Source organism: Kitasatospora sp. NPDC059571, from assembly GCF_042735675.1.
Classification (GTDB): Bacteria; Actinomycetota; Actinomycetes; order Streptomycetales; family Streptomycetaceae; genus Kitasatospora.
Window position 1 is genome coordinate 1 of the sequence record NZ_JBHWBW010000230.1, and the last position, 4,371, is coordinate 4,371.

At 73.2% G+C, this 4,371-nt stretch carries 5 protein-coding genes; all 5 read right to left on the reverse strand.

Features of this window, described 5'->3' with window-relative positions; genetic code table 11:
* Positions 1–334, reverse strand: a 334-nt coding sequence (locus ACFV0G_RS23480; protein ID WP_380551227.1) for an aldo/keto reductase, incomplete at its 3' end; no start/stop codon positions are given.
* A gap of 2 nt (positions 335–336) precedes the next feature.
* Positions 337–1,101, reverse strand: a complete 765-nt coding sequence (locus ACFV0G_RS23485; protein ID WP_380551197.1) for an SDR family NAD(P)-dependent oxidoreductase — start codon at positions 1,099–1,101, stop codon at positions 337–339.
* A gap of 112 nt (positions 1,102–1,213) precedes the next feature.
* Complete coding sequence (locus tag ACFV0G_RS23490) at positions 1,214–2,065, reverse strand: fumarylacetoacetate hydrolase family protein (protein ID WP_380551200.1); 852 nt, start codon at positions 2,063–2,065, stop codon at positions 1,214–1,216.
* A 47-nt stretch (positions 2,066–2,112) separates the two neighbouring features.
* Positions 2,113–3,102: an aldo/keto reductase gene (locus ACFV0G_RS23495; RefSeq protein ID WP_380551203.1), complete on the reverse strand. Its 990-nt coding sequence runs from the start codon at positions 3,100–3,102 to the stop codon at positions 2,113–2,115.
* A gap of 35 nt (positions 3,103–3,137) precedes the next feature.
* Entirely contained in the window at positions 3,138–4,175 is a 1,038-nt protein-coding gene (locus ACFV0G_RS23500; protein ID WP_380551206.1) for a PfkB family carbohydrate kinase, read from the reverse strand.
* Between the last annotated feature and the right edge of the window lie 196 nt (positions 4,176–4,371).

Below are 4,371 nucleotides of genomic sequence, written 5' to 3' on the forward strand. Positions count from 1 at the left end.
CCCCGGCCGGGGGGGGGGGGGGGGGGCGGCCTAGGCGTTGGGCGGGGAGGGGCCCGCGGGGGAGGGCGGGACCCCCCCCCGGCCCCACCTTGGTGGAGACGGTGTACTCCTCGCGGGGCAGGCCGTGCAGCACCGCGCCGAGTCGGCGCTCGGACAGGCCGAGGCCGTAGTGCGGGGCGGTGTCGAAGTACCGGACACCGGCCTCCCACGCGGCGGTGACCGCCTCGGCGGCCTGCTCGTCGCTCACCGGGGTGAACAGGTTGCCGATGGCTGCCGCGCCGAAGGCGAGCTCGGTCACCCGCACCGGCCCTGTCCTGACATTGTTCTGTCGCACGGTCACGGCTTCGCTTCGGGTCGCAGGCGCAGGCCGGCCATGCCGCCGTCCACCGCGAGGGCGGTGCCGGTGACCGAGGCGGCCGCCGGGGAGGCCAGGTAGGCGATGGCGGCGGCCACCTCGTCCGCACGGACCATCCGGCCGGTGGGCTGACGGGCGTTCAGCGCGGCCCGTTCGGCGACCGGGTCCTCGGCCGCCGCCAGCAGCCGGCCGATCCAGGGGGTGTCGACGGTGCCGGGGTTGACGCAGTTGAACCGGATGCCCTCGCGGACGTGGTCGGCGGCCATCGACAGGGTCAGCGACATCACCGCGCCCTTGCTGGCCGCGTACAGCGCGCGCTGCGGCAGACCGGTGGTGGTGACGATGGAGCCGATGTTGACCACCGATGCGTGCGAGGACCTGCGCAGGTGGGGCAGGGCGGCGCGGGTGGTACGGACGATGCCGACGACGTTGACGTCCAGGACGCGGCTCCACTGCTCGTCCGGGTTGTCCTCCACGGTGCCGACCGCGCTGATGCCCGCGCAGTTGACCACGATGTCGATGCCGCCGAAGGTCTCGGCCGCCGCATCGACGGCGGCACGCACGGAGGCGTCGGCGCCGACGTCGGCGGTGAAGCCCGTCAGCGGCTCCTTCAGCGGTGCGGGATCGAGATCCAGGACGGCCACCCGCGCGCCGCGTTCCGCGAGCAGGGACGCGGTGGCCAGGCCGATGCCGGAGGCACCGCCGGTGACCACGGCCGCCAGTCCCGCAAGATCGTCGGTCGTCACGCCGTCACCTTCTGCTCGTCCGCCGGCTCGGTGGCCCGGAAGGGGGTATTCGGGTCCCGGTGGGTGTCGGTTGGCGCCCGGAGCGCGGTGGTTGCGGACAACGGGGTGCCTTTCACGCGTTGCGGAACGTCTGGCGCTGCGTGCCCAGGCCCTCGATGGACAGCTCGACGGCGTCGCCCTCGCGCAGGTAGGGGGTACCGGGCAGGCCGAGGGCCACGCCGGCCGGGGTGCCGGTGTTGATGACGTCACCGGGGTTGAGCACCATGTACTGGCTCAGGTACCAGACCAGGTGGGCGACGTCGAAGATCATGTTCTTCGTGTTGCCGTCCTGGCGCGGCTCGCCGTTGACGGCCAGGCGCAGGCCGAGCGCCTGCGGGTCGCCCACCTCGTCCGCGGTGACCAGCCAGGGGCCCATCGGGTTGAAGGTCTCGCAGGACTTGCCGAGGTCCCACTGCGCGGAGAACTCCAGCTGGAACTCCCGCTCGGAGACGTCGTTGCTGATCGTGTAGCCCGCGACGCAGTCCACCGCCTCGGCGGGATCGGCGAGGTAGCGGGCGCGGCGGCCGATCACCACGGCGAGTTCCACCTCCCAGTCGGTCTTCACCGAGCCGCGCGGGATCAGCACCTCGTCGTACGGGCCGACCACGGTCGCCGGGTCCTTCATGAAGACCACCGGACGGGCGGGGATGGCCGCCCCGGTCTCCTCCGCGTGGTCGCGGTAGTTCAGCCCGACGCACACCACCTTGCCCGGCCGCGCCACCGGCGCACCGACCCGCAGACCGGTGACGTCGACCTCGGGCAGCTCACCGGCAGCCAGCGCCGCCCGGGCACGCTCGACCCCGCCCGAGGCGAGGAACGCCCCGTCGACGTCGCCGGTCAGCTCCGAGAGGGCGAACACGCGTCCGTCCTCGCCGCGGACTGCCGGGACTTCCTCGCCCGGTGCCCCGATCCGAAGCAACTTCATGTCGAACTCCTATCAACACATCGAATGAATCTGCGGCGTCCCGACCGTCAGCAGCCCGAACTCGGCACGTCCGCCCTGATCAGGCCTTCGGCGCGCAGATGGTCCCAGAGGCCTGCGGGGACGGGCCGGCGGTGGAGCTCCGCGTTGCGTTCGACCTGTTCGGCGGTCCGCATTCCCAGCGTGACGTTGACGACGCTGGGATGGGTGTACGGGAAGGCGATGGCGGCGGCGGGAAGGCTGGTGCCGTACTGCTCGCACACCTCCGCGATGGCCAGCGCCCGCTGCACCAGCTCCGCCGGGGCATCCTGGTAGTCGTACCTCATCCCGCCGGTGGGCCTGTCGCGGGAGAGCAGTCCGGAGTTGAACACGCCGACCGCGACGACGCTCTTGCCGTGCTCCTGCGCCGCCGGCAGGACGTCGTCCAGGGAGGACTGGTCGAGCAGGGTGTACCGTCCGGCGAGCATCACCGCGTCGGCGGCGGTCTCGCGCAGGAAGCGGGCGAGCATCGCCGACTGGTTCATACCGGCGCCGATGGCGCCGATCACGCCCTGGTCGCGCAGGTCGGCGAGCGCGGGCATGGCCTCCTCGGCGGCCTGCTGCCAGTGGTCGTCCGGGTCGTGCAGGAAGACGATGTCGAGCCGGTCCAGTCCGGTGCGGGTGAGAGTCTCCTCGATCGAGCGCAGCACGCCGTCGCGGCTGAAGTCCCACTGGCGGCGCAGGTCGTCGGGGACGGCGAAGCCCTCGCTGTCGGCGCCGCGGGGGTCCTCGTTGGGCACGAGCAGCCGGCCCACCTTCGAGGAGACGACGTACTCCTCGCGCGGCCGGTCGTGCAGCGCTGCGCCCAGGCGCCGCTCGGACAGCCCGAGGCCGTAGTGCGGCGCGGTGTCGAAGTACCGGATGCCCGCGTGCCAAGCGGCGTCGACGGCGGTCGACGCCTCCTGGTCGGAGGTCTCGCGGTACAGGTTGCCGATCACCGAGGCGCCGAAGCCGAGCTCGGTGACCGCGACCGGCGTGTTCTGGATCTTCCGGAGGCGCAAGAGGTGCTCCCTGGTGGTACGGGCGGGGACGCCGGTCAGCGTCTGACGGCAGCGGAGGCCCCGGCGATCAGCGCTTCGACCTCGCCGATCGAGGCCATGGCGTTGTCGCCGGGTGTGGTCATGGTGAGGGCGCCGAGGGCGGTGCCGTAGGCGAGGGCGCGCTCCAGACCGGCATCGGCGAGCAGGCCGTGGATCAGGCCGGCGGCGAAGCCGTCGCCGGAGCCGATGCGGTCCAGGACGTGCAGCCCGGGCATCGAGGGGCCGTGCACGTAGCCGGTCTTGGCCGACCAGGCGGCAGCGGACCAGTCGTTGACGCCGGCCGAAGGGACCTCGCGCAGGGTCGTCGCCAGCACCTGGGCCCCGGGGAGCAGACCGGCCACCGAGGCGAGTGCGTCCGGCACCTCGTCGGCGCCGAGTCGATCGGCACCGGGATGGCGGCCCGCCATCCCCAGGGCGCCCACGATGACGTCCGCGTGGCGGGCGAGCCGCAGGTCGGTCTCGCGTGCCCGGTCGGGCCCGCCCCGGTCGGCCCAGAGGCTCGGGCGGTAGTTGGGGTCGTACGAGACGGTGAGTCCGTGGCGTTGGGCCGCCGTCATCGCCTCCTCGGCGACGTCAGCGGTGGTGTCGGACAGGCCGGCGAAGATGCCGCCGGTGTGGAACCAGCGCACGCCCGAGGCGAAGACCGAGTCCCAGTCGACATCCTCCGTGCGCAGCTGGGACGCGGCGGTGTGGGCGCGGTCGCTGACGCCGAGGGCGCCGCGGATGCCGAAGCCCCGCTCGACGAAGTTGAGGCCGTTGCGCGCGGTGCGGCCGATGCCGTCGTCCGGGACCCAGCGGATCAGGGAGGTGTCGACACCGCCCTGGAGGATCAGATCCTCGACGAGCCGGCCCACCGCGTTGTCGGCGAGCGCGGTGACGACGGCCGTGCGCCGGCCGAAGCAGCGACGCAGCCCGCGCACCACGTTGTACTCACCGCCCCCTTCCCACACCCGGAAGGTGCGGGCGGTGCTGATCCGCCCCTCCCCCGGGTCGAAGCGCAGCATGACTTCGCCGAGCGCCACCACCTCGGTCACGGCGTCCCCACCTCCACGGCCTCGGCCGTCAGGCGGCGGATCTCGGGGTAGGCGCCGGTGTCCAGGTGCGCGGGTGTCGCCATCCAGCTGCCGCCGACGGCGAGGACCGAGGGCTCGGCGAGGTAGCCGGCCAGCTGTCCGGCGCCGATCCCGCCGGTCGGCACGAAGCGCACTCCCGGGAAGGGCGCTGCGAGCG

What these genes read in the sequence shown, in the direction of transcription:
- ACFV0G_RS23490 (WP_380551200.1), bottom strand. Translation starts at nt 2,065, where the DNA reads ATGAAGTTGCTTCGGATCGGGGCACCGGGCGAGGAAGTCCCGGCAGTC.